This window comes from Levilactobacillus parabrevis (genome assembly GCF_044051715.1).
Lineage (GTDB): Bacteria > Bacillota > Bacilli > Lactobacillales > Lactobacillaceae > Levilactobacillus > Levilactobacillus parabrevis.
In genome coordinates this window covers 2,589,412-2,615,757 of the sequence record NZ_CP168688.1, presented here as the reverse complement: position 1 = coordinate 2,615,757, position 26,346 = coordinate 2,589,412, and the positions used below count along the sequence as shown (strand labels likewise).

Below are 26,346 nucleotides of genomic sequence, written 5' to 3'. Positions count from 1 at the left end.
GAAATTTGCCGCTTTTTAGGTCCCTAATTTAGACATGATTTCCGAAAATTTTCAAAAACATTCGGAAAAATGGCGTATTTTCATCGAATTATCATTAAATATAATAAAAAAGTCTGATTTTTCAGTGCAAAACGCACTTAAAAACGGCCCTCGTTTTAGCTGAAATGGGTAAAAATTAGCTGATTAAAGCGTTTTATATTACACTACCATTACAAATATTACGGAATGTCATAATGTAATATTTTTCTTAACCTCCGCGTAATCTAACATCAATTTGAATGTAATACCTATCAGTTATTCTAATATCCGTTAAGCAAACAAAGGAGGACATTCATTTCTTATGAATATCAAAAAAGCTTTAGTTACTACTTTAGGAACGGCCGCTATTGTCGGTGCCGGTTTCTTCGCTACTACTGAAACGGCTAACGCCGATACTGTTACGGTCAAGCAGGGGGATTCTGTTTGGTCATTAGCTAACACGTACAAGACGTCCGTTAACGCCATTGAAAAGGCCAACAGCCTTGCTAACAGCAACCTGATCTATGTGGGTCAAACGCTGAACGTGCCTACGAGCACGACGACGTCAACGACTGCTGCTAACGTTGCTAGCCAAAACTACAGCAATAACGCTTCTACGCAAGCTAGTCAATCCACGACTAGCCAAGCAACCACTTCTTACTCTAACCAAGCGGCTACTAGCAGCAACACGTCTGCTTCTACTGGTGTTTCTGGCTCCGAAGCCAGTGCCAAGTCTTGGATTGCGGGTAAGGAATCCGGTGGTTCATACTCAGCTCGTAACGGCCAATACGTAGGTAAGTACCAATTGAGTGCTTCCTACTTGAATGGTGACTACTCAGCTGCCAACCAAGAAAAGGTGGCTAACTCTTACGTTGCCTCCCGTTACGGTTCATGGTCTGCTGCGCAATCATTCTGGCAAGCAAACGGCTGGTACTAAAACTCAGCTAATCTAATCGTTTAAATCAAGTAAGTCTCCACGGATGCAGGTCCGTGGGGGCTTTTTTGCGTTTTTTAATAAAATGCATTGGAGAGTGAGAGGAAAAGTATGGGGTGAAGCCGGCTAGAGGATCATCTGTCCACTACTACATGGAAAACAAATAAAATGTGGCTGAGAGAGCCGCCTGGTCACAGGATTTTAGTCACGATCGGACGTGACACGGAGAACACGGACCGTGGTTTCCACAAGACTGCGGCATGTTTTCGTCAAATTAAGACGTATTTCCTTAATTTTTGAGATTTTAAACCTAATTTTTTTACGCAAATAATTCGTGGATTTGGTTAAAATCGTCACATCCCAGCAAAGAAGCACTCGAAAACCGGCTTAATGTTTCGGCACCGTTAACCATGTTACAGTTTGTCATTTAACCAGGTTTTTCTTAACGCGGGTGTAACTCAGGAACAATCGCGGTGTAACCTCCACAGGTTATGATAGGTCTCGTTAAGTAATTGATAGACAACCGCTTCACTTAAATCAAAGGAGGACATTCATTTCTATGAATATCAAAAAAGCTTTAGTTACTACTTTAGGTACTGCCGCAGTCTTAGGTGCAGGTTTATTCGCAGGCACCACTTCCGCTAACGCCGACGTCCGGGTAACGGTGAAGTCGGGAGACACTGTCGCAAAGATCGCTAACCAATACAGTTCAAGTGTTTCTTCAATCGAACAAGCAAACAACTTAAAGAACGTCAATTTAATTTACGTGGGTGAATCCTTAGTGGTTCCTGGCTCAACGACCGCAACGGCTACGACTAGCCAAGCCACGACGCCAAGCACGTCAATGACGCATGCTACGACTGGGACTAACAACTACAGTAGCACGTCAACGGCATCCACTGGGACAACGAACTCAGCTGCAACGAGCACGACGAGTTCATCAACATCTAACAGTTCTTCTGCCAAGTCTTGGATTGCCAACAAGGAATCTGGTGGCTCATACACGGCTTCTAACGGGAACTACTACGGTAAATACCAATTGAGTAAGTCTTACTTGAATGGTGATTACTCTGCCGCTAACCAAGAAAAAGTTGCGAACAACTACGTATCCTCCCGTTATGGTTCATGGGCAGCTGCAAAGTCCTTCTGGCAAGCAAACGGCTGGTACTAAACTGGGCCGTGCGTCACTAAATTTAGTCAGTTAAGCAACTAAAATAAGAAACGACGGTAAAACCTAAAAGGTGGACCGTCGTTTTTGCGTCCCCAAAAGCGCATAAATTAGGGATTTTTACCCCAGTCTGGTGAAAATGGGGGTCGCTGTTACTGTTTCGTAACATTCGGACAACTTTCCTGTAACTTAACAACGTTATGCTGGTCTTAACAAATTCGCTAGGAGGGACCACATTGAAACTTAAGTCACTATTTATGGTTATGTTAATGGTTGTTTCAATGGTTCTGCCTAGCGTGACCTCGGTTGCTAGCACGACCACTACGGCAGAAGCTAGCGTGAAGTACGTTTGTACCCTGTCTAAGAGCGAAAAGAAGGCTAAGGCTTGGATTGCCAACAAGGAATCCGGTGGTAACTACCGTGCCAGCAATGGCCGGTATTACGGGAAGTACCAATTGACCCGCTCATACTTGAAGGGTGATTACAGTAAGGCTAACCAAGAGAAAACTGCTGACCGTTATGCACACAGTCGTTATGGGACGTGGAAGCATGCTAAGCGGCACTGGTTATCCTGGGGCTGGTTCTAATTAAATCGTAAATATGTAGGGGTTCTTTGACTGATAAGGTCAAGGAACTCTTTTTAGTTAGTGATGATTTGACAGCAGAGTCCTCACTGTTGGCTGGTTGGAGCTGATAGTGGAGGACTTTTGAGAAACTAATTAGCTAATGGATCGCGTTTGAGTAACAGATGGAACTTTAGGATGATGAGCAAATTGAAGCCGATAATCATGATGAGAATCAGCCCCCAAGCTGTGTTGGTACCGACATTGGTAGAGATGGCAGAGCGAAGCAGATCAATGAGATAGGTCATAGGGAGCCACGGATTGAGATGCTGCGCTAGGGGACTCACGAGTGATGTGGGATACAGGCCGCCAGAACTAGCCAATTGGAGAACGAGTACGATTGAAATCAGCCAGGTGCCGAATCCGCCCAATAGAATTCGAAGGCAAAAGATTAGCGACAGGAAGAGTAGTGATCCTAGGAGGATGGTGCAAAACAGACCAGCCTGCGATTGAACCGTTAAGTTGTTGGCTAAACGTAGCGTACCAAACAAGAGGCTACTTTGGATCAAAGAGACGCCCCCAATAATCGCAGCTTTACTCCCCCACCAAGTGATAGCCAGCTGTGGTTTGCAGTGCCATTCGCCAGCATCGTACATTGTACCAAGCGCGATCCCACCGACGTAGAGACCAATGGCGATGGCGAATGGTGCCATACCAGTTCCATTGTTGGGAACCTTAGCAATATCATGATTAGTGGTCGTGACCGGTTGGGCAATGGCATTGGCGTTCGTAACGGACGTATGGATTGACTGTAAATGGGTACTCCCGCGGTTTAAGTTGGTTGCTAAGTTGGCGGCGCCCAGTTGGAGACGATTGAGGCCAGTACCTGTAGTAGCCAAACTTCTTGTTAAGGGAACGTTGGAAATGGGTGTCGTTGCGGCTTGTAATCTTTGGTTACCTTGCTGGAGCTGTTGCGTTCCTTGAACCAACTGTGCATTTCCTTGTGCGGCATGACGCATACCAACGTTAGTATTGTGAAGCGCCGTGAGTAAAATTTGGCTATTCAGGCGGACAACGTCACGGTTAACTTTGGCAGTGATTGCAGTCGCTATACCAGTGGTCATCTTGGATACAATAAAGTTTTGACCGGAATTGAAACTGTAATGTAATTGCATATGCTGGGGATGTTGTGTGAGCAAGGTCGTTGCGTTATATGAAAAATCAGCTGGAACTGTGACGACGAGGTAGAGCTTGCCGGACTTTAGGCGATTATGAGCGGTAGTAGCTGAAAGCTTGTGGAAGTCCAAATCTTTAGTGTGCTTCAAACTGGTAGTCAGTTTTTGCCCAATAGCAATTGTTTGGCCGTGAGTATGGACAGCACGATCGTGGTTGACGATGGCTACTGGAATATCGTCGGTATGGCCGTAGGTATTCCACATGGACGATAGATAGAGGTAACAGTAGATTGCCGGAATTAAGGCAATCATGACGAGCACCACTAAGTTCATTTTATGTTGTAGTAGGTAATGCCATTCACTCGTTAACATTGAAATCTCCCCCTTTATCAACAACCTGTTGATTGAACGCCTTCATAATACGGAGATATAAAGGGTGATTCAATCGACAGTTTGATGACAACTGTTGGGAGGTGGCTGTCAAAACTACTGTGAAAAAGCCACTAAATACCAAACTAAGGTTACTCAGATAACTAGCGACAGAATCAGGAGTTGTGTTGATTGTCGTCTGTGTCAAAAAGTTTTTTAATGGGAGGGTAATCAACAAACTGTTGAGGTGATGGAAAGTGGAAACGAGCGCGAAGCGTTTAGAAACGGAAGTTAAGCTACAACGGGCATTTATTAAATTGATGGCACGTGTTGGCTTCGAGCGACTGACCGTGCAACTACTGGCACAAGAAGCCCAAATTAATCGTGGTACCTTCTATCTACATTACGTGGACAAGTTCGATCTATTAGCCCATTATGAAAATGAAATTGTTGCGCAAATTCGGACGATATTTAGTCAATATCCGAAGCCGGCGCTGGGAATGGTGACTGAACCGAGGCCGAATGCCTTTGAGCGCTTATTCGCATATCTCTATCGACAACGAACGCTCGTCATCATCCTATTTCAGAGTCCCGCGTCACAACTAGATCAGCAAGTGAAACAGTTGATCACGGAAGTTCTCGGCCCAGTCACGGTGCAGGATAGAGAAGTTCCAACGGATTTTGCTCAAGAACTCGTTGCGCAGGGGGTGCTTGATTACGTTGTCTACTGGCTGGGCCAACCAGCGATTCTGTTACCTGATGAGGCCTACGCGTTATTTACTCGGACACGGCAGTTGTCACCCCAACAGCTGATGCACGGAACGGATAATGACTAAGTGAAAGTTGTGCAGCGTTTCGGTTGTAAACGATTACAGGGTTCGCTAAACTGTGAGTGTTAAGACAGAAATAACGCTTGGGAGGCGGCTCATGGCAAAAGTATTGGCAATTAATGCGGGGAGTTCCACGCTGAAATGGAAACTATTTTCGATGCCCGAGGAGCAAGTGATTGCTTCGGGGATGGTTGACCGGTTAAATCTACCGGGTTCACTGTTTAAAGTTAAACTAGCTAACGGTGAAAAATTCACGGAAACGCAGGACAATATTACCAATAAATTGGCTGCGGCAATGGTGTTAACACGCTTAAAATCATATGGTATCTTGTCGCATCTGAGCGAGATTACCGGCGTAGGTCACCGAATTGTTGCAGGTGGTGAGATCTTTAAAGATTCTGCCGTCATCACGCCAACTGTGTTGCGGCAAATCAAGGCGCTCAAGGATTATGCGCCACTGCATAACCCGGTACAGGCGTACTATATTGAAGTGTTTACGCAGTTGCTACCGAGGGCCCAACAAGTGGCGGTCTTTGATACTTCGCTGTACGCGCAGATGCCGGCGGTGAATTATATGTACAGTATTCCCTATAGTTACTATGAAAAATTCGGAGCGCGAAAGTATGGCGCTCACGGAACCAGTCACCGATACGTGGCAATGCGAACGGCGGAGCTATTAGACAAGCCGTTGGCTGACTTAAAGCTAATCACGCTTCATTTAGGCTCTGGTTCGTCCATCACGGCATTTGACCATGGTAAAGCTCTGGATACGTCGATGGGCTTTACCCCGCTCGCAGGCGTCATGATGGGGACACGTTCGGGCGATATTGATGCGTCACTGGTGGCCTTCTTAGCTGAGAAGTTGCAGAAGACAATGCCAGAAATGATTGCGATTCTGAACAATAAATCTGGCTTGTTGGGTATATCAGAACTGTCGCCGGATCAACGTGACTTGGAACAAACGCAAGCTGACCGGCCCAAGTCCAAACTAGCTCTCGATATGTTCGTGAGTCGTGTCGTTCAGTACGTGGGGAGCTATATTGCTGAACTGGGTGGGGTAGATGCAATTGTCTTTACTGCCGGATCCGGTGAGAATGGAATTGAGATGCGGCAGGCGATTGCAGACAAATTGGCCTACTTTGGCATTGTAATCGATCCGACTAAGAATGATTGTCGCGGTAAAGAGCGTGTTGTTAGCCCAGCGGGGACTCCAGTTCAGGTTCTCGTGGTACCAACAAATGAAGAACTTATGATTGTCCGTGATGTTACACGGTTAACGACTTAGTAAGTGTGCGCCCGTTGACCAGCGGGCTTTTTATGTGGACTGGTATAGACCTAGCATAACTGATTGACAATGAAAATACGACAACAATTTGACTATTCTATTTAGGGGTTTAGATGACGCACCCTAGAATATAAATAGCGTGAAAATGGCAGGTAGCGCAACAAGTATTATGATATTAAATTATAAATAATACGATTAACAATTAACCCTTGCTATTAGCCGTGAAATCCCGTATGCTTGGTCTACTAAAAGGCAGGCAAGACAAAAGCGGAATCCAAAAGTAAGGATTCCGCTTGAATTTACTGAATTGAGGTAATTAGCTCATGTGCAAGTCCCGCCGGCGGTAGCCCCACCAACCGAGTAAGATGAGCCCAACGCTAAGCACCAGCATCCAGCTGAAGTTAGCCCACTCTACATCATGGGTTGGGACTTTATTCATCCAACCGAGAGGGGACAGGTGTTGTGCCCATTTTGGAAGTTTGAGCATGCCGCCCATGTAAATCGTAATGAAGCCAAGACCCAGATAGAGCCAGTTCAGGGAACGAATCCGTGGCCACCAGCCAATAATGGCTGCAGCGATGCCGATAAAGACCAAGATTGCTGGCAATTGTCCCCAGATGGACTGCCAGAATTCAAAGATCGTCAAACCATCTTTAGGATGATCAAGAGTTGCATTTCCGACGAAAATCAGGCTACTGATGGCACCAACAAAGGTAACAAGGCTGCTCAGAAGGCCAGTGATCACGTAGCTAAAGAACAGGCGAGTTCGTGAGAGCGGCCGAGCGTATAGGGATTCCAACCAGCCGTTCGTTTCATCACTGTAGAGTTTGTAAACAAGTTGAATGCCAGGGATAGCCGCCACTGCCGCCATTAGAACGACTAATGTTGATGTGAAATTAACCAACATTACGTGATTGGCTTCGTGCAAAACATTGGCACCGAAGACTTGCTGCATCGTCGGATTGGTTTTCAGCATATCGCCAACGGTATTGTAGATACTGCCATAGGTCATGCCAAGAATGGCGATGCCAATAATCCACCCAATAATGACATTGTGTTCGCGCCGCCATAGCAGTGAGGCGGGGCCGCGCAGAAAGCTAGATGCGGTGCGTCGACCTGGTCGGGTGGCCAGAGCACCGGCATTAAGGTCACGGTGCAGGTGGATGCTTGCTGCGAGAATGAAGAGGATAATGGCAGTTACCAGAGATAAGACGATAGGCAACCAATTGAGATGATAGTAAGGCGATATTTTTTCCACCCAGCCCAGTGGTGACCACCAGGTGTAGTCGGGATTCTGAACATCGGTCATCATCCGTACGATGTAGGCTACACCGAATAGGCCGTAAGTCAGTCCCGTGGCACTAGCAGAATGATCAGCGAGTTGCGCGGCGACCAGTCCTAGTAGGCCAAAGACGAGACTGATAGCAGATAGTCCAAGACCTACAGCCCAATTTCCAGCAGTCGTCATACCATGCATCCCAGACAGTCCTAGTCCAGCACCATAGATGACCGCAATAATGGCGTTTACGATGACCAATTCTAAGGCTGCCGCACTCAGTGGTGCCAATTGACCCACAGCTCGTGAGCGAACCAACTCGGTGATGCCTTGGTCTTCTTCGCCCCGTGTTGCGTGAATGCCAAGCATGATGTTCATGATGATTTGCGTAATCGCCATGAAGACGACCATTTCGGTAGAAAATATCTGTGCTGTCGATGGATTGTTTGTGAACTTAAATGCACCCAATAGGGCCACCATAGCAGGACTCTTCAGGGTATCCTTAATCGCCGCAATTTCATGTTGTGTGCCGAAAATGTCGGTAAATTTGTAAGCCACACCCACCATCAGTCCGGCAAGAATCAGAATCCAGATCAAAATTTTAAAGCGATCGCGGCGTAAGGCAAGTCCGGTTAGACGACCGGTACGAGAAAAATGAGATATCATAACCCTCACTCCTTTTCCGTCGTGTAGTAGTGCATGAAAAGATCTTCTAGGGTTGGTGGTGTACTTTGTAGAGCCATAATATGGTGATCTGTTAATGCCGTCATGACCGCAGGAAGGGACTTAGCTTCGACTGAGAATTGCCATTCGTTCGGATGCTGACCAGCTTCGGCGTTGTGAACGCCTGCGAGCTGAGTCAAATCGAGTGGCGTCTTTAACGTGACGTTGATCACGGTTCGCGTCAGGTGCCGCATTTCAGCAAGGCTACCCGTTTCAATGATCGTGCCCTCACGAATAATGGCGATACGGTCACACATGCGTTCAACTTCTGAAAGGATATGACTGGATAGGAGGACCGCCTTACCCTGTTGCTTCAGATTAAGAACGGCCATTTGAAATTGCCGTTCATTCAGGGGATCGAGGCCAGACGTGGGTTCATCGAAAATGTAGAAGTCTGCGTCCTGAGAGAAGGCGGCAATCAACGCGACCTTTTGACGATTTCCTTTGGAGTAGGTCCGGGCCTTCTTGGTCGGGTCCAAGCCGAATTGCTTGATCAGCTCATCGGTTCGGGAAGAATGCTGTGTGCCATTCATCTTTAGCAGCAGGTCAATAATTTCCCCACCAGTAAGATTGGGCCAGAGATAGACGTCTCCAGGAACGTATGCTAAACGGCGATGAATGTCGACGCTGTTTGTCCAAACGTCTTGACCGAAGATCGTGGCGTTCCCGTCAGTTGCCCGAATGAGGCCGAGTAAAACCCGAATTGTCGTTGATTTACCAGCACCGTTTGGTCCGATAAAGCCAAAGACCTCGCCGGCATGAACATTGAAGGTAATATTTTTCAAGGCCTCAAAGTGGCCAAACTTTTTTTGAAGATGATTAATTTGTAAGACTGGTTCGTTCGTCATATAGATCCCTCCTCACGGTTTCTAAATCGCTATCATCGTAAGCCCCCACCCCCTGGAAGTCAATAGAAAAGTGAACTATTTTTCCAAAATAGTTCACTAAAATTAAAAACTCTTCCGAAATGAGGTATGCTAAAATTAACAGCGGTAAATGTTTTTAAAAGGGTGGTGAAAAATGTGGCGACGAATCAACAACGACGAGAACAGCAGCGGCAGAATATTTTGAGGGCGGCTGAAAAGTTATTTATGCGGGACGGCTTTAAAGTGACCCACATTAAAGATGTGGCGACCGAGGCGCAGGTTTCTCAGGTAACGTTGTATAAGTATTTTGACAGTAAATTGACTTTGGGGCATCAGGTCGTCTTGGCACTTATTGAGACGGGGTATGCCGATTATCAACGGATGGTTGATGATCATTCACGATCTTTTCGGGAATTGATTCAGCTCATGATTACCACGAAGACCACCTACGCTGGTGAGATGAGCGATGACTTTTATCAATTTGTCGCAGACGACATGGGTGGTCGGTTAGGTAACGATGAAGCCTATCAGGCCTATCAAGATGGTAAAGAGCGGTTTTGGGACAGCGTCATCGCCCGTGGTCGTGCGGCAGGGATGATTGCGCCGTCACTTACCGATAAGGCTCTGATTATGTATTTGGATATGTACGTGCAATACTTTAGTTCCCCAGCCAGCCATCCACTGGTCGGTAGTGCCACGGAATACAAGAAATATGCGGATCAACTCATGCACTTGTTCTTCTATGGCTTTATTGGCGATCCACCTGCCAATGACGATGAACCTACAAAGGAGCAGACAAACTGATATGACAGAAGAAAAAATTTTAAACGAAGTAAAAAAGTTTTCGCAAGCCAAAATGGGGGACGATGAGACCGGCCACGGTTTCGATCATATCCAACGCGTTGTGGGACTAGCAGATCGACTGGTAAAACACTATCCCGAAGCCAATCGGGTGTTGACGGTGACAGCGGCTTACCTTCACGATGTTATCGATGAAAAGCTGGTGGCCGATACGGCTCAAGCCAGTCAAGAAGTGCGGTATTTCTTGGCTCAACAGGGATTTACGGCTGCTCAAAGCGATATGATTTTCTTGATTATGGATAACATGTCCTACCACAAAACATTAGATGGCACAGCCAAGCCACTGCCAATCGAAGGTCAAATCGTGCAGGACGCCGACCGATTAGATGCCATCGGGGCGATCGGAATTTCCCGTGCTATCTACTTTGGTGGCCATTTTGGCGAAAAGATTTATGACCCAGCCGTTAAGCCACGGACTGAGATGACGCACGCCGAATATCGTAATCTAAATAACGAGACAATTATTAATCATTTTTACGAAAAGCTACTCACGCTAAAAGACCTGATGAACACGTCAGCGGCTAAAGATGTCGCTGAACATCGTCAGCAGGTGATGTTAGACTTTTTGGCAGAGTATAAAGCGGAATGGAACGCGGAGGCATAGGCTTTCGCGTTTTTATTTGCCGGGAAGTCAAAGTTAGGGATTTAAAGATTCTATATCAAGTGATATACTATGACTGTACGTAATGTTCACGTTAACATTTCGATGGTTATTGAATTGGTAGCGCTAACTTAAACGTCGTACATAACTAATGTACTAGATATTTTCGTGCCAAAGAAATATTTTCAAGACGTAAACTTTACAATTTTTCCTAAAGATGCGGTGCAACAAGGTTAACCCCGGTTTAGTTAAATTGAAATAGTTGACAATTCCTGAGAATATTGTATTATGAAATCGGTTACACTGTCATACTAGTATATTAGTTGGACAGCGCTGATGGGTTCGACCATTAGTTGAATTTGACAGTTCGAGACTTTGACAAATGAAAGGGCGGTTTCAGATGGTTAAATTAACGGATGATTACTTAAACAACAAGGCGGCTTTTACGGCAGCCGGGATTACGGTTCCTACTTATGATCAAGACAAATTACGGACGGCAACAAACGAACACCCACGTTGGGTTCACTTTGGTGGGGGTAACTTGTTCCGGGCATTCCACGCATCCATTGCCAACACTTTAATTGAAAAAGGCGAATTGGATTCTGGTGTTATTGTAGCCGATACCTACGATAACTCAGTTGTCGATAATGTTTACAAGCCATTCAACGATCGGATCTTACGGGTCGTTACCAAGGCTGATGGTAACTTTGACAAGGAATTGTTTGCTTCAGTTACTGAATCACTGTTCGCTACGCCAGCGCGTGAATCTGACTGGAAGCGGATGCAAGAAATCTTCAAGGCACCTTCACTGCAAGTGGTTTCCTTCTCTATTACTGAAAAGGGTTACAACTTAAAGACGGTTGCTGGTGACTTGAATGACCTCACCAAAGCTGATTTGGCCGCTGGTCCAGCAGCACCTAAGGGGAACATGGCTGGCTTAGTTGCCTTACTGTTAGGTCGTTTCCAAAACGGCGCAACGCCATTAACTCTGATGAGTACCGATAACTTCTCCAACAACGGGGACAAGTTAAAGGACAGTGTCTTGACGATTGCCAAGGGCTGGAAAGAAAATGGCTTCGTGGGCCAAGACTTCTTAGACTACTTACAAGACAGCAAGAAGATTAGCTTCCCACTTTCCATGATCGACCGGATCACGCCAAACCCATCTGAAACGGTTAGTGCTAAGTTGAAGGAATCTGGCTTCGATGACTACAAGATCATCCACACGCCAAAGCACACCAACATTGCACCATTCACCAACACTGAAGAAGTTCACTACTTAGTTGTTGAAGACAACTTCCCTAATGGTCGGCCAAAGTTTGAAGACGCCGGTGTGATCTTAACTGATCGTAAGACGGTTGGCGAAGCTGACGAAATGAAAGTTACGACCTGCCTGAACCCACTGCACACGTCCTTAGCTATCTTTGGTAGTGTTCTGCAATTCAAGTCAATCTCTGACGAATTACAAAACAAGGACCTGGTTGGTGTTATCAAGCAAATTGGTTACGTTGAAGGCTTGCCAGTTGTTACGGATCCTAAGGTTATCAATCCTAAGGAATTCATCGACCAATTGGTTACGAAGCGTTTGCCTAACCCTTACATTCCTGATACGCCACAACGGATCGCTACCGATACGTCGCAGAAGATCCCAGTTCGTTACGGGGTAACTATCAAGCAATACGTTGACCGCGACGGCTTTGATCCTTCGACCTTGGAATTCATTCCATTGACGATTGCCGGCTGGTTCCGTTACCTGATGGCTGTCAACGATGAAGGTGAAGCCTTCGAACCAAGTCCAGATCCTATGATGGATGACTTGAAGAAGTACGTTGGTGACATCAAGTTAGGCGAAACTACTGACGTTCACGCCCACTTGAAGGATGTTTTGACCAACACCTCCATCTTCGGTCAAGATCTTTACGCCGTTGGTTTGGGTGAAAAGGTTGAAAACTACTTCAGCCAAATGATCGCTGGTAAGGGTGCTATCGTTAAGACCATCGAAGATGCCTTAGCAAAGCACGCTAAATAATAGTTAATTAATGATCGCCACACATAGAACACATGAGGAGTGAATTTTTATGATCACCATTCAAAACAGTCGCTTTCGGGTTGCGATTAATGAAGTTGGAGCCGAGTTAACCCATTTTGTAGATCAGACTACAGGTCGTGATTTAATGTGGAACAACGATCTCTGGCCAAAACATGCGCCGGTACTATTCCCGGCAATTGGTCGTTCAAACGAAGATAGCTACTTGATTGATGGCAAGAAGTTCGAAATGCCTCAGCATGGGTTCGTTAGTGGCTTGACTTTCGCCGTTCTGAACCAAACTGACTCGGCTGTGACCCTGTCAGCCCGGGCAACCGACGAAACGAAAAAAATGTATCCCTTTGATTTTGAACTACAAGTGACCTTTAGCTTAACGGCCGATGGCTTGCACTTGAAGTTCGACGTCAAGAACCATGATTCGAAGGACCTGTCCTTCTCACTCGGTTCTCACCCAGCATTCAACGTTCCATTCGCAGATGGCGAGAAGTTTACGGACTACCAAGTTGCGTTAACGCCAGCACCTAAAGACTTAACCAACTTCGAGATCGTAAAAACGCCAAATCCATTCCGGAGCGGCAAGAGTTTACCGTTCAAGAATGAAGATGGCGTGATTGATTTGACCTATCCGATGTTTGATGCCGGCTTGATTATCCTGAACGCACCAGGCCTGGAACACGTGACGTTACGGTCTAAGGTCAGCGGCCAATCCATTACCTTGGATGTCCAAGACTTTGACTACGTGACGCTCTGGACCAAGGAAGGTGCCAACGCACCATTCCTCTGTGTTGAACCATTCAATGGTTTGCCAGATGTCTCAGGGGACTTACGTGAGCTGAAGAGTAAGGAAGGCAACCATCACGTGGCTGCTGGTGAAACGGCAACCATGGCGTACACCATGCATATCAAGGCTTAGTTGACGCGGTTGTAGGCAGTGACCTTGCCGGTAAAGCCGGCATCCGTTCCCTGCGCCACTAAGGTGGTAATCCCACCATTGGCTGGATAGTTTCCCAGAGCGTCAAAGTCCGGACCGTACCGTAGCACCAGCGAGCGAATCAAGGTGCCATGGGTCACTACGAGGAGGCGGTCGCCGTCGTGAGCTTCAGTGAGTAACTCCTGAATCCCACGGTCGACACGACTACTGAACGTGGTGCCGTCTTCTGAAAGATGACGAGGGTCTGCGGCGTGCATGGCATTCCGGGCAACGTCAAACGAGTATTTCTGGATGATTTCGGCTTGGGTCTTGCAGCCTAACTGTTGGTCTTTGCCGACCGCAATCCAGGCTTGGTGATAATCCAAGCCTTCGTAAGAACCAAAGAACACTTCGCGGAAATCTTCGTGTTGTTCGGGTTCTTCCTGAAGAAAATGATTGGGCTGAATAATATGTTTAGCCGTATCAATGGCACGTTTGAGGTCGGACGAATGGTAGCTTTGATACTTGGTATCTTGCAATAATTGACCGACTTGATCGGCAGTTGCGATACCGTCCGCCGTAAGCGGTGAATCAGCCCAGCCTTGGAGTTTATCCATGGTGTTGAAGATGGTTTGACCGTGGCGAACGAAGTCGATGGTGATGGTTTTCATAATTAGCCTCCTAGCAGATGTCTATCAACATTATACGCATCTTTGGAAGCTACAGGTGTAAGATTGAATTTGAATTTAATTATTTTGGAGGTTTTTGGAAAATGGCACAATATAAAATTGCGGTGGTTAACTCAAGTAGTTTTGGACAAGTCTTCAAGGAACACTGGCAACAAATCGAAGAAATCGGTGAAGTTAAGCGTTTCATGCTCCCAACCGATATCGATGGTAAGTCATTAGCTAAGGAACTCAACGGCTATAACATTATCATTGCTTCCGTTACGCCAATGTTTAACAAGGAATTCTTCGACAACAAGGACGAGACCTTATTGATTTCCCGTCACGGTATTGGTTTCAACAACGTTGATATCAAGGCTGCTAAGGAACATGGGACTAAGGTTGCTATCGTGCCACAATTGGTTGAACGTGACTCCGTTGCCGAAAACGAATTGGCTAACTTGATGACTTTAGTTCGTCGGACGGTACAATCCGCAGAACGCGAACGTGATGACCGTTACGAAGACCGTGCTGAATTCATGGGTAATGAATTATCTGGCAAGACCTTCGGGGTTATCGGCTGTGGGAACATTGGTAGCCGGGTTGCTGAATTATTCAGTGTCTTTGGTGGTCCTATTCTGGTTAACGACCCAGATCCAAAGGCCCCAGCTGGCTGGTTGAAGAGCCACAACGTAGAACGCGTTGACTTAGATACGCTGTTGGAAAAGGCTGACTACATTTCTTTGAATGCTTCTCTGAACGATGGTAACTACCATTTGATCGATGCTAAGAAGATCGCCAAGATGAAGAAGGGTGTTTACCTGTGCAACAACGCGCGTGGTGCCCTCATCGACGAAACGGCCCTCTTAGACGGAATCAAGTCTGGTAAAGTTGCTGGTTACGCTGCTGATGCTGTTGAAGTTGAACCTGTTCGGGCAACCTCACCATTACTGCAAAACGACCGTGTCTTATTGACGCCACATACCTCCGCTTACACCTACGAATGCCTTCATGGGATGGGTGAAAAGTGTGTTAGTGATGTGAAGAATATTGTTGCCAACAAGCCGTTGGTTCGTGAATTAACGAGTACTTTAGCCTAGTAAACGGGCGGAACGGGACCATGTGCTGCTAATCAGAGGGCACGTGGCCCTGTTTATATCCTGAAGTTATACACTGTGTGCTGGTTATCGGCCGTTCCCAAACGGTTGAGACGACCAGGCAACCGAAAATATTGTGAAATCCAAAAATCGTCAAAATAAAAGGAAGTTGAAAATTATGGATTATTTAATCGGAATTGACGTTGGTACCACGAGTACCAAGGCCGTACTATACAACACTGATGGGGAAATCTTTGGCTATGCCAACAAGCTTTACCCCCTGATTCAAGATAACCCCGACATGGCCGAAGAAGACCCCGACGTTATCTTTGACGCCTCCGTTGAAGCCTTGAAGGAAGTTACGGCCAAGGCCGACCCTAAGGAAGGTAAGATCTTAGGAGTTTCCTGGTCAACCCAACAACACAGTTTGGTGGGGATGGATGCCGATTACAAGCCAACGACGCGGGCTATTACGTGGGCCGACAACCGTTCTGAAAAGGTTGCCTCACGGATGGCTGCTGACGGCAGTGGTCTGGAACTTTACAAGCGGACTGGTCTGCCAACCCATCCAATGGGTGTCGTTTACAAGTTACTCTGGATCAAGGAACAACACCCAGATACCTACAAGAAGACCCAATACTGGGTTGGCTTGAAGGAATACCTGTTGTACCGGTACTTTGGTCAACTCAAGGAAGAAACCAACATGGCTTCTACCACGGGGCTCTTCAACATCCATACAATGGATTGGGACGAAGAATCCATGAAGCTGACGGGGATTACTCGTGATCAATTGCCAGAACTCGTTGATACCACTTACCAGATGAAAGGTCTGCATCCAGAAATTGCCAAGAAGATTGGTTTTTCTGCTGACACGCCATTCATCATGGGTGGAACTGACGGTGCGCTCTCTGAAATTGGGTTAGGCGCGATTAACAAGGGTGAAGTAGCGGTTACGATCGGTACCTCTGGCGCCGTTCGGACGTTCGTTGACAAGCCTCAAATCGATCCTAAAGGCCGGATTTACTGCTACCCAGTTATGCAGGGTAAGTGGATCATTGGTGGTCCAGTGAACAACGGGGGGATCGTCTTCCGTTGGGTTCGGGATAACCTCTTTGCTCCTGAAAAGGAACAGGCCAAAAAGGAAGGTAAGGATCCATACGACTTGCTGACTGAGATTGCTAGCAAGGTGCCAGCCGGTTCCGATGGTTTGATCTTCCACCCATTCTTAGGTGGCGAACGGGCTCCAATCTGGGATGGTAACGCACGGGCATCTTACTTCGGTTTGACCCGGCAACACAACCGGTCACACATGGTCCGGGCCGCACTGGAAGGGATTGTTTACAACCTCTACACGGTTGAATTGGCTTTGAAGGAGGCCATGGAACCAACTGCTATCTTGGCTGCTGGGGGCTTTGCCCGCTCACCACTATGGCGTCAAATGTTGGCCGACATCTTCGAAGAACCCGTAACAATTCCAGAAGCCTTCGAAAGTGGTTGCCTGGGTGCCATGGTGATTGCACAGATCAGTTTAGGCTTAGCCGATGACCTGTCAGTCGTTAAGAAGTTTATCGGGAAGATGAACACTTACGAACCAAACCCTGAAACTTTCGAAAACTACCGCGAAATCATGCCAATTTACATTCGCCTAGGTCGGAAGTTACAAACTGAGTACAACAGTATCGCAGAATATCAACGGAAACGCGCACCAAAGGAATAAATTGTTAGTTTTGATGATTTATTTACAAAAACAGCTTGAAATTTGTAAAAGTTTTTCATATAATGGGAGTCGTTAACTGATATATTACTTTTTTCAAGCAGAGAGGAACTTATACCATGAAGATTGGATTAGTTGGATTAGGTAAGATGGGTAGCAACTTAGCTCAAAATATGATGGACAACGGTCACGAAGTTGTTGGATTTGATTTGAACAAAGATTTTGTTAAAGCAGTTGCTGGGTTTGGCGCAGAAGCAGCTACGTCACTGGAAGACTTGCTTAGCAAGTTGCCTTCTCCTAAGATTGTTTGGTTGATGTTGCCAGCTGGCAAGCCAACTGAATCAACTGTTGCAACGTTGACTGAGGTATTAAGTGCTGGCGACTACATCGTTGATGGTGGGAACTCATTCTGGCAGAATTCCGTTGAAGATGCCAAGAAGGCTGAAGCCAAGGGAATCAACTTCTTCGATTGTGGAACGTCCGGTGGTCAATCTGGTGCCCGTCACGATGGGAACTTTATGATCGGTGGGACCAGCGCCGAAGCCTTTGAAACGTTGAAGCCGATCTTCGAAGGTATCGCTCAAAAGAATGGTTACCTGTACACTGGCGCTGCTGGCTCAGGTCACTACTTGAAGATGGTGCACAATGGTATTGAATATGGGATGATGGAAGCTATCGGTGAAGGGTTTGATGTCCTGGAACACAGTGACTTCAACTACGATAACGAAGCCGTTGCCCAACTTTGGAACTCCGGTTCTGTTGTACGGTCATGGCTCATGGAATTGGCTCAAGAAGCCTTCTCCAAGGATGCCAACCTTGAAGAAATTCGTGGGACGATGCACAGTTCTGGTGAAGGTAAGTGGACGTTACAAGAAGCCCTTAACCAAGAAGTTCCTGTTCCCGTTATCAGCTTAGCGTTGATGATGCGTTACCGTTCGATGGAAAACGATACCTTTACGGGTAAAGTTGTTTCAGCTTTGCGGAATGGTTTTGGTGGCCACGCGGTCGACAAGATCAAATAACTTAAAATTTTAAATGGTGAAAACCAGAAGCTCAGGATGAAAATTCCTGAGCTTTTTTGTAGTGGTCTAGGACAATTGTGATTATACGTAAGGTTGCCAGGGAACGCCTTGGAACGAGGTGGTCCACTGTGAAAGCACGAATTGGTAAAGGAACGGTAAAACTGGTATTTAAGTCTAGCGAATTGGAACCAATTAGTTTCATATTTTTTAGATTAATGAACGAATATTAGCTGTAAAAGTTCAGGGGTCAGGTCATATTTTCACGTAATTTCAGGTTCTAAATTAATTTATTTTTCTAAAATAATGAATGGCCATTATTTTAGAAATGTTGAAGTGACGGGCTTTGCACGGAGGGTGGTTCAGAATGGCCAGTAAAGAACGACAAACATCCGTTGACAGCGCTTTCACTAACTAGTAAGATATGGGTGTTGGCGGAACTGATATATTACTATTTCAATTGTTAGGTCCCATTACTGAGAATTGGCGGGATATATCGGGCACAAGACAGCTTTTTTAGACAAGGAGTGAGATTAATGAAGTTAAGCAGCAAGATTCAATCCGTGGAAAACTGCGGCGACTATTTGGCTATCAAGACCAATGGCGCCCAGTTCCAGGTCTACCTGCTGGATAACGATATTATCCGGATGCGGGGGACTTTCAAGGATGAATTTGCTCCAGAAGCGTCATATGCTCTAGTCAAGACTGCGTGGGCAGATAAGACGGATGGATTAATGGCGGGTGAGCGGCAGCGTGTTAAGCCGTTACCACTCGATCTTGAGGAAGACGCGGACAGCTATTCAGTCTCGACGGCGAACTTAACCTTAAAGATCAACCGGGATCCGTTTGGATTTGAAGTCATCGATAAGGCGGGCAATGTCTTACATAAAGATTTGCCAAAGCGTTCCTTCCTTCAAGATGACTTGGGCCGGTCGTACCACTACAGTACGATGGGTGACCACAACTTCTTCTACGGATTTGGTGAAAAGTCCGGGGAACTCAACAAGTTTAAGCGTCGGATGCGGATGCACAACACGGATTCCTTAGGTTGGAATGCTGCTAAATCTGATCCCCTCTACAAGATGATTCCGTTCTATATCAATTTTGATAGCGAAATGGACATTGCTTCGGGGCTCTATTACAACAATTCTAATGACTCCACGTTCGATATGGACAGTGAGCACAGTAACTACTGGCACCGTTACAGTTACTTTGAATGTGACGGTGGCGACCTGGATGTCTTCTTCATTGCTGGACCAACCATTAAGGACGTGGTTAAACACTACACGGACTTGACCGGGAAGACGGCGATGATGCCTAAGGCTTCGCTGGGTTACATGGGCTCGACCATGTACTACACGGAACTGGATAAGGACGCCGACCAAGCTATTTTGGACTTCGTCGATACCTGCAAGAAGAATGATATTCCTTGTGACGGCTTCTTCATGTCATCTGGCTACACGACGGGTGACGATGGCAAACGGTACGTCTTTAACTGGAATAAGGACCGGTTCCCTGATCCCCAAGACTTTGTCAACAAGTTGAAGGAAAAGGGTGTTCTGTTAGCGCCAAACGTTAAGCCAGGTATGCTGGTGACGCACCCGCTTGCTCAGGACTTTGCCGATGCTGACGCTTACATCAAGACGCCGGATGGTCAGGCCGACCAAGAAGACCAATACTGGGGTGGTGCAGCGCACTTCGTTGACTTCACCAGTGAGAGCGGTCGGGCAACGTGGTCGAAATTTATGACGAAACAACTGTTGTCGTTAGGGATCACCAGTATCTGGAACGATAACAACGAATATGAAATTAATGAAACCGCCGCCAAAGTTGATGCAGATGGCGTTCACGCAACTATCGGTGAAGTGAAACCAATCATGCCAACGATGATGGCCAAGACGGCCCAAAAGGCGATTGCCGATTACGATCCTAACGTCCGACCATACCTGATCAACCGGGCTGGTTTTGCCGGGATCCAACGGTATGCACAGACCTGGGCCGGTGATAACCGGACGAGTTGGACCAATGTGAAATACAATATCCCAACGATTCTGGGGATGGGACTCTCCGGGGTCGCCAACCAGGGCTGTGATATTGGCGGATTCGATGGCCCAGCGCCAGAACCAGAACTGTTCGTCCGGTGGGTCCAAAACGGGATCTTCCAGCCACGGTTCTCGATTCACTCATCGAATGACGACAACACGGTCACGGAACCGTGGATGTACCCAAGCTACACGAAGTACATTCGCGATGCCATTCAGTTGCGTTACCAACTGATTCCTTACTTCTACTCACTGTTGCACGAAGCTTCAGTGACCGGAGCACCGATCATGCGGCCGTTAGTTTATGAGTTCCAAAATGACCCGAAGACTTTCGAAGAGAGTTTTGAGTTCATGTTGGGGTCATCATTACTGGTTGCAAACGTGGTGGATAAGGGACAAACGACCAAGGAAGTTTACCTACCAAAGGGTGCCGATTGGTATGATTTAACGACGTATCACTACTACAATGGGGGTCAAACCATCGAAGTTCCCGTCGACCTTGGGAGTATTCCAATGTTCTTGCGGACCGGGAGTATTATTCCTGAAAGCAAAGGCCTCATGAATATTCACAATGATACGGTTGAGAACTTGGATGTCTTAGTTGAGCCGACAACGGCGAGCGACTTCCAGTTGTATGAAGATGATGGGAAGACGATGAGCTACAAGCAAGGGGACTTCTTGACTACTGATATTGCGGTCAAGCCAAGCAAGCACCAAACGTTAATTAACTTGCATAAGCAAGGAACTTACGATTCCAAGCTGAAGAGTTACACGTTCCGTGTTTGTTGCCCAGACATCGCTCCATTAACGATTGAACTTCAAGGCAAACCGTTGGCGCAATTCCTTAAGTTTGACAAGTTCAATGCCGCCACTGAAGGCTGGTTCTTCGATGGCGAAAAGCGTCAAGTTATCATTAAATTTAATAATGTAAGCGATTCAGACATTGAGCTGAGCGTTGAGTCTAGTGTTAAGGACTTAATCTCAATCTAATCATTTGCTAAATTTGCGGAATCTCACTTTAAAAATTATCTAGGCGACTCGCCGGAGGTTGGAAAAATGGATACACAAAAAACAAGTATTGATCGTTCAAAGCCGTTTGGTTGGGCTGACCGTTTTGGTTACGCCCTCGGAGATGTTGGGAACAACTTCTCATTCGCTGTTGTGAATACCTTCTTGATGATCTTCTACACCAACGTGTTGGGATTATCAGGGGTGACCGTGGGACTCCTGTTCCTGATTGCCCGGTTTATTGATGCCATTGCTGATATCACTGTTGGTCGGTTGGTCGATAGTAGTAAGCTCCACAAGAGTGGTCGATTCATTCCGTGGATTGCCCGCTTCAAGTACCCACTACTCATCGCGACCATCTTGGTTTTTGTGCCATTCGTTAAAGATTTGGCGTTTCCAATCAAGATAACTTATGTCTTTATCACTTACTTACTCTGGGGGATTTTCTACTCCACTGTTAACATTCCTTACGGCTCCATGGCGTCCGCGTTAAGCGACTCGCCTAACGACAAGACTTCACTGTCTACTTGGCGGAGTTTAGGGTCCGCAACGGGGAGTGCCATCGTTAGTTTTGTGGTGCCAATCTTCATGTACGTCGGCGCTACGCAGAGAATTGACGGCGTGCGTTTCTGGTTAGTGGCCTCCGTCATGGCAATCTTAGGGTTTGGCTGCTACATCTTGACCAGTAAGCTACCAACGGAACGGGTACGGACCCAACGGAGCGAATCGGTTCCTCTGGGAACGGTCATGAAGGATATGTTTACGGACCGGGCGCTGGTTATCCTGGTCGTCTTGGATATCATTCTGGTAATCAACCAGAACCTGTCTGGGACTAATATCTCTTACCTGTTTAACGACTACTTTAAGAACAGTAGTGCCATGTCGATCGCGTTGATTTTCAACTTTGCGACGGTGCTGTTGCTCGCGCCATTCGCCCAATACTTTACGAAGAAGTTTGGTCGTAAGGAAGTGACGGTGGTTTCCCTGTTCTTTGCCAGCATCGTGTACGGGGCCTTGGTCTTTATCCACACCAGTAGCGCTATGGTTTACCTGGTCTTTCTATTCTTTGGAAGCTTAGGGGCAGCGATGTTTAACCTGATGGTCTGGGCCTTCATCACCGACGTTATCGATAACCAACAGGTAACGACCGGGATTCGTGAAGACGGGACGATCTATGGGGTGAATTCCTTCGCCCGGAAAGTCGCTCAAGCCTTAGGTGGCAGTTTTGGGGCCTTCATGTTGACCATGATCGGTTACGTTTCCTCCACTTCCGGTGGGGCCGAACAATCCCAACAAGTGATTGACCGAATCTACTACTTGGCTTCCGGTATTCCGGCTGTCTGCTGTGGATTGGCCGCTCTGGTGATGCTGTTCTTCTACCCGCTGAACAAGAAGCGGGTTGAAAGTAACGCGGCAATTTTACGGGAAAAGAATTCTAAGAACTAATGTTTCTCAATGACTACAAGAGAACAATTGTAATCAGAAGTAATGACCAATAATTTTTAAAAAATTAAAGGAGACTTTTGAAATGGCTTTATTGAACGAAGACTTTTTACTCACGAACGAACCAGCTAAGAAATTATTCCACGAACACGCAGAAAAGATGCCAATTATTGACTATCACTGTCATCTAGACCCAAAGGATATCTATGAAAACAAGAACTATCCTAACATCACTCGGATCTGGTTGAACGATGGCAACGCCGGTGACCACTACAAGTGGCGTCTGGAACGGGCTAACGGTGTTCCCGAAGAATTGATTACTGGTGACGGTGACGAATACCAGAAGTTCTTGGCTTGGGCTAAGACAATCGACCGGGCCATTGGGAACCCACTCTACGAATGGACCCACCTGGAACTGAAGCGCTTCTTCGGTATCGACGAAGTCTTCAATGAAAAGAGTGCGCCAGCCATCTGGAAGAAGGCCAACGCCTTACTGCAAACCGACGACTTCAAGCCACGGAGCTTGATCAGAAACGCCAACGTTAAGGTAGTTTGCACAACGGATGACCCCGCTTCTGACCTGCACTACCACAAGCTGTTAAAGGCCGAAGAAAAGGAAAATGGGTTCAAGGTCTTACCAGCGATGCGGCCAGATAACCTGGTACGGATCAACCAAGGTAATTACGGTGAATACATGGACAAGCTGAGCGATGTCTCTGGCGTTAAAATCAGTGACCTGGCTTCCTTGACCAAGGCCCTCGAACAACGCTTTACCTTCTTCGCCTCAATGGGTGGGAGTCTGTCTGACCATGGCCTGAACACGTATCACTATGCCGATGCGACCGATGACGAATTTAATGCCATCATGGCCAAGGCACGTCAGGATAACTCACAATTGACTGATGACGAAATTAACAAGTACCAAACGAAGTTGCTGAAGGTCTTAATGCGCTTGAACCAAAAGTTTGGCTGGACGATGCAGTACCACATGAACGTCCTGCGTAACGCTAACGGCCCAATGTTCCGTAAGTTAGGTGCCGACACTGGCTGGGACTCCATGGGTTCACAACCAGGTATTGCTGGTGAAATGATGAAGTTGATGAGTGCCATGTCTGAAGAAGACGGGATTCCTAAGACGATCTTCTACTCCACGAACCCTAACGACTGGATGGAATTGGCTACTGGGATGCAAAGCTTCCAAGGCGACGGCGTGCAAAAGCTGCAATTGGGCTGTGCATGGTGGTTCAACGACACCCGTGATGGGATGCATGATCAGCTGAACATTCTGGCCCAACAAAGCCTGTTACCAAACTTCGTGGGGATGCTGACTGATTCTCGGAGCTTCCTTTCCTACACGCGGCACGAGTACTTCCGGCGGGTTCTTTGCAACTTGATCGGTGAATGGGTCACGACTGGTCAAGTGCCAGAAGACTACGATTACCTGGGCAAGATTGTTGAAGATATTTCTTACAACAACGCTCACGATTACTTTGGTTTCTTCGACAAGAAGGACTAGGGTTAAAGTAAATAAACAAGATTGTTTGGACGTGGTGTCCTTTCCTTTGGGAAAGAGCACCACGTTTTTTGCTTTCAGAAAGTGTTGGCATGATGAAAGCAAATGCCGAACAATGAAAAAATAGTTCGGCATTTGCAGTCTTAAGGCGGGGTGGCAACTTAATTGAAGACTAATTTTAAGATAATTTTCAAATTATGGGCCTAAATCATGAAAATACTACTGAAAGCGGGCCGCAATAGGGGTATGATATTAATGCTGCTGTTTTCTGAGCGTTGATTGCATTGAGGATGAGCGCGAACATTTTCGGCAGGATAAAAAAGAAAATATTATTAGTGAGGTATGAATTCATGCATTATTCTTTATTCGTTCGGTGTATGGCCGAATTGATTGGGACAGCCGTCATGGTGGCCCTGGGTAACGGTTCGGTTGCCAACGTTGAATTGAAGGGCACCAAGGGGTATCACGGTGGCTGGATCCTAATTGGTTTTGGGTATGGTATTGGGGTGATGATCCCAGCACTGATGTTTGCTACCATTTCAGGGGCACAGATCAACCCTGCTATGACAGTCGCCATGGCGGTGACTGGGAGTTTTCCTTGGCAGGAGGTTGGGCCGTATCTTCTGGCTCAAACGGTGGGGGCTATCATTGGTCAGTTAGTCATCGTTCTGGCTTACAAGCCGTACTATGACCGGACAACGGACACGGAGGCCATCCTGGGGACGTTCTCCACCATTGATGCTGCGAATAGCCAATTGAACGGGTTTATTAACGAATTTGTAGGGACGTTCCTGTTGGTATTGGGAGCTGTTAGTATGACGGCGGATAAGATCGATCCCCGTGCTGACTTCATTGGGTTAGGATTCCTGGTCATGTGTTTGGTGATTTCTTTCGGGGGGCCAACGGGTCCGGCGCTGAATCCTGCCAGAGATATTGGGCCACGGTTGCTCCATGCTGTTTGGCCATTTCCACATAAGGGAAGTTCGCAATTTAATTACAGTTGGGTGCCAATCGTTGCCCCCACTGCCGGTGCGATTGCGGCTGCCGTATTGTATAAACAGGTCTTTTAATTGCATAAATACTTAAAAATGGGTGCCTTCATGCAGAATGTGAAGGCACCTTTTGCGTCGGATTTGGGAAGTATTGCGCAAAAACAGGCAAATTGTTTAGTAGGTCTTAACTAATTTAGAAAGGTGAACTGAAACATTAATATGTTAGTAAAATCACGCGAATTAAATATTTTTTACTAAATGAATAGCAAAATGAAAGCGCATTATCTAGACGAGTTAATCGTTTTACCTAACAATTTCGGCAAAATGGTCGCTTAAAAATCAAGAGAAATGCGGGTGAACCTGTGTTAAACTAATATACAAGTAAATGAGAGGCAAACAAGGAGGTGTAGTTGAGATGCAACAAATGACGAAGAATATGCGGAATGAGGCGTACTCTGAGCTTCGCTATCGGATTATGCATAATAAGTTTATTCCCGGTCAGAAAATTTCCGAGAAGACTATTTCTGAAGAGTTGGGGATTGGTCGGACACCGGTTCGGGAAGCTATTATTCGAATCGAGCGGGATGGCCTGATTGACGTGATTCCGCAAAGCGGGACGTATATTTCCCAAATTGACATGGAAAAGGCCAAGGATGCGCGGTTTGTACGACAGAATGTCGAAGTTGAAATCATGCTGGAAGCTACAGCAAAGATGACGGAAGCGGCGTATCGGGAGCAGAAGGTAAACTTGCGTGAACAGGCGGTTGCGATTCAAAAGGAGGATCCAGATACCTTCTTTGATCTCGATGAGGCCTTCCATCATCGCTTTTATACGATTGCCGATCGCGATAATATTTGGGATTGGTTACAGACGGTCAACATGCAACTGAACCGGTTCCGGTGGATTCGTCTGAAGGTCAATGGGTTGAATTGGCAAACGATTTTGCAGCAACACGAAAGCTTGCTGGACGTCGTGTATCGGCGTGATCTGGAAGATGTACGCTTCCAAACGACAGCCCATTTAAGGTTGATGCTACAGGAGCGCAAGTACTTGTTGGATAAGTTCCCAGGCTACTTCATGAACGTTAGCCCAAGTGATAAAACAGATCTGGATATTTAACAGGATAGAATCGTCGGTGTTGGTGAGAGACTCATCAGTGGTGCCGGCGTTTTTTAGTGCAGGGGGATAAGGCGTGACTGGCAAAAGGAGCCGAAATTCATTATAAT

21 protein-coding genes are annotated in these 26,346 nt (G+C 46.6%); 17 read left to right on the top strand and 4 right to left on the bottom strand.

Going from position 1 to position 26,346, the window contains the following annotated elements; translation table 11 throughout:
• Nucleotides 1–340: 340 nt before the first annotated feature.
• From ACEPSU_RS12090 to ACEPSU_RS12080, 3 genes are all read left to right on the top strand, one after another.
• Nucleotides 341–955, top strand: coding sequence for a LysM domain-containing protein (locus tag ACEPSU_RS12090; RefSeq protein ID WP_020089566.1), 615 nt, complete (start codon nucleotides 341–343; stop codon nucleotides 953–955).
• A 556-nt stretch (nucleotides 956–1,511) separates the two neighbouring features.
• The gene (locus tag ACEPSU_RS12085) at nucleotides 1,512–2,123 is read left to right on the top strand and encodes a LysM peptidoglycan-binding domain-containing protein (protein ID WP_395361567.1); all 612 of its coding nucleotides are present in this window, start codon (nucleotides 1,512–1,514) and stop codon (nucleotides 2,121–2,123) included.
• Nucleotides 2,124–2,356: 233 nt separating this feature from the next.
• Complete coding sequence (locus ACEPSU_RS12080; RefSeq protein WP_020089564.1) at nucleotides 2,357–2,707, top strand: hypothetical protein; 351 nt, start codon at nucleotides 2,357–2,359, stop codon at nucleotides 2,705–2,707.
• A gap of 128 nt (nucleotides 2,708–2,835) precedes the next feature.
• Here the strand turns inward: ACEPSU_RS12080 and ACEPSU_RS12075 are convergent, their stop codons facing one another.
• Nucleotides 2,836–4,230 (bottom strand): YhgE/Pip family protein, encoded by a 1,395-nt coding sequence (locus ACEPSU_RS12075; protein WP_395321928.1) that lies wholly within the window; start codon nucleotides 4,228–4,230, stop codon nucleotides 2,836–2,838.
• 254 nt (nucleotides 4,231–4,484) lie between these two features.
• Here ACEPSU_RS12075 and ACEPSU_RS12070 point away from each other — a divergent pair, with 254 nt between their 5' ends.
• Together ACEPSU_RS12070 and ACEPSU_RS12065 are read left to right on the top strand one after the other, a co-directional pair.
• Entirely contained in the window at nucleotides 4,485–5,063 is a 579-nt protein-coding gene (locus ACEPSU_RS12070) for a TetR/AcrR family transcriptional regulator (RefSeq protein ID WP_395321926.1), read from the top strand.
• A 91-nt stretch (nucleotides 5,064–5,154) separates the two neighbouring features.
• Nucleotides 5,155–6,342 carry an acetate/propionate family kinase gene (locus ACEPSU_RS12065; RefSeq protein WP_395321924.1) on the top strand — a complete coding sequence of 396 codons (1,188 nt, stop codon included), beginning with the start codon at nucleotides 5,155–5,157 and terminating at the stop codon, nucleotides 6,340–6,342.
• 316 nt (nucleotides 6,343–6,658) lie between these two features.
• Here ACEPSU_RS12065 and ACEPSU_RS12060 read toward each other — a convergent pair whose 3' ends face one another.
• Complete coding sequence (locus ACEPSU_RS12060) at nucleotides 6,659–8,284, bottom strand: ABC transporter permease (RefSeq protein ID WP_395323441.1); 1,626 nt, start codon at nucleotides 8,282–8,284, stop codon at nucleotides 6,659–6,661.
• Between the two features lie 5 nt (nucleotides 8,285–8,289).
• Nucleotides 8,290–9,189: an ABC transporter ATP-binding protein gene (locus ACEPSU_RS12055; protein WP_260338742.1), complete on the bottom strand. Its 900-nt coding sequence runs from the start codon at nucleotides 9,187–9,189 to the stop codon at nucleotides 8,290–8,292.
• A gap of 174 nt (nucleotides 9,190–9,363) precedes the next feature.
• Between ACEPSU_RS12055 and ACEPSU_RS12050 the strand changes: the two genes are divergently transcribed.
• The 4 genes from ACEPSU_RS12050 (at nucleotide 9,364) to ACEPSU_RS12035 (ending at nucleotide 13,629) form a co-directional block, all read left to right on the top strand.
• On the top strand, nucleotides 9,364–10,011 hold the full coding sequence (locus ACEPSU_RS12050) for a TetR/AcrR family transcriptional regulator (protein WP_020089522.1): 648 nt from the start codon (nucleotides 9,364–9,366) through the stop codon (nucleotides 10,009–10,011).
• A 1-nt stretch (nucleotide 10,012) separates the two neighbouring features.
• Complete coding sequence (locus ACEPSU_RS12045; protein WP_395321920.1) at nucleotides 10,013–10,672, top strand: HD domain-containing protein; 660 nt, start codon at nucleotides 10,013–10,015, stop codon at nucleotides 10,670–10,672.
• A 397-nt stretch (nucleotides 10,673–11,069) separates the two neighbouring features.
• Nucleotides 11,070–12,698, top strand: coding sequence for a mannitol dehydrogenase family protein (locus ACEPSU_RS12040; RefSeq protein ID WP_395321918.1), 1,629 nt, complete (start codon nucleotides 11,070–11,072; stop codon nucleotides 12,696–12,698).
• A gap of 49 nt (nucleotides 12,699–12,747) precedes the next feature.
• Nucleotides 12,748–13,629, top strand: coding sequence for an aldose 1-epimerase family protein (locus tag ACEPSU_RS12035; protein WP_020089519.1), 882 nt, complete (start codon nucleotides 12,748–12,750; stop codon nucleotides 13,627–13,629).
• Here ACEPSU_RS12035 and ACEPSU_RS12030 read toward each other — a convergent pair.
• Complete coding sequence (locus tag ACEPSU_RS12030; protein WP_395321915.1) at nucleotides 13,626–14,297, bottom strand: histidine phosphatase family protein; 672 nt, start codon at nucleotides 14,295–14,297, stop codon at nucleotides 13,626–13,628. The genes ACEPSU_RS12035 and ACEPSU_RS12030 overlap by 4 nt on opposite strands.
• 101 nt (nucleotides 14,298–14,398) lie before the next feature.
• Between ACEPSU_RS12030 and ACEPSU_RS12025 the strand changes: the two genes are divergently transcribed.
• The 8 genes from ACEPSU_RS12025 (at nucleotide 14,399) to ACEPSU_RS11990 (ending at nucleotide 26,239) form a co-directional block, all read left to right on the top strand.
• Nucleotides 14,399–15,391: a D-isomer specific 2-hydroxyacid dehydrogenase family protein gene (locus tag ACEPSU_RS12025; RefSeq protein WP_020089517.1), complete on the top strand. Its 993-nt coding sequence runs from the start codon at nucleotides 14,399–14,401 to the stop codon at nucleotides 15,389–15,391.
• A gap of 175 nt (nucleotides 15,392–15,566) precedes the next feature.
• Entirely contained in the window at nucleotides 15,567–17,105 is a 1,539-nt protein-coding gene (gene gntK / locus ACEPSU_RS12020) for a gluconokinase (protein ID WP_395321913.1), read from the top strand.
• A gap of 116 nt (nucleotides 17,106–17,221) precedes the next feature.
• On the top strand, nucleotides 17,222–18,124 hold the full coding sequence (gnd, locus tag ACEPSU_RS12015) for a phosphogluconate dehydrogenase (NAD(+)-dependent, decarboxylating) (protein WP_020089515.1): 903 nt from the start codon (nucleotides 17,222–17,224) through the stop codon (nucleotides 18,122–18,124).
• A 533-nt stretch (nucleotides 18,125–18,657) separates the two neighbouring features.
• On the top strand, nucleotides 18,658–21,153 hold the full coding sequence (locus ACEPSU_RS12010; RefSeq protein WP_395321910.1) for a TIM-barrel domain-containing protein: 2,496 nt from the start codon (nucleotides 18,658–18,660) through the stop codon (nucleotides 21,151–21,153).
• Between the two features lie 66 nt (nucleotides 21,154–21,219).
• Nucleotides 21,220–22,617 (top strand): MFS transporter, encoded by a 1,398-nt coding sequence (locus ACEPSU_RS12005; RefSeq protein WP_020089513.1) that lies wholly within the window; start codon nucleotides 21,220–21,222, stop codon nucleotides 22,615–22,617.
• An 82-nt stretch (nucleotides 22,618–22,699) separates the two neighbouring features.
• Nucleotides 22,700–24,130: a glucuronate isomerase gene (gene uxaC, locus ACEPSU_RS12000; RefSeq protein WP_260338709.1), complete on the top strand. Its 1,431-nt coding sequence runs from the start codon at nucleotides 22,700–22,702 to the stop codon at nucleotides 24,128–24,130.
• Nucleotides 24,131–24,477: 347 nt separating this feature from the next.
• A complete protein-coding gene (locus ACEPSU_RS11995; protein ID WP_020089511.1) occupies nucleotides 24,478–25,197 on the top strand; it encodes an MIP/aquaporin family protein in 720 nt (239 codons plus the stop codon).
• Nucleotides 25,198–25,534: 337 nt separating this feature from the next.
• On the top strand, nucleotides 25,535–26,239 hold the full coding sequence (locus ACEPSU_RS11990; protein WP_020089510.1) for a GntR family transcriptional regulator: 705 nt from the start codon (nucleotides 25,535–25,537) through the stop codon (nucleotides 26,237–26,239).
• Nucleotides 26,240–26,346 lie beyond the last annotated feature (107 nt).